General features: G+C 47.6%; 1 protein-coding gene. It reads left to right on the forward strand.

From position 1 onward, the window contains the following. Positions 1–212: cadherin-like domain-containing protein (locus AB4585_RS22270; protein ID WP_372170986.1), on the forward strand; the 212-nt coding region annotated here is incomplete at both ends.

Raw genomic sequence — 212 nt, forward strand, 5'->3', positions numbered from 1 at the left:
GAAGGTGTGACCTACGATGGTGGCGACGGTATTCTTACTGACAACGGTAATGGTACTTACACCTTTGCTCCGAATGAAAACTTCAATGGCGACGTAAACTTCGGTTTTGATGTATCAGATGGGACCGATACGGTCTCTGCAAACATCGACGTAAGCGTAACAGCGGTTGATGATGCGCCTGTGTCTGGTGACTTAGCGTACTCAATCGATGA

It is taken from the genome of Vibrio sp. 10N.222.49.C9 (assembly GCF_041474985.1).
In the GTDB taxonomy this organism is placed as follows: domain Bacteria; phylum Pseudomonadota; class Gammaproteobacteria; order Enterobacterales; family Vibrionaceae; genus Vibrio; species Vibrio crassostreae_C.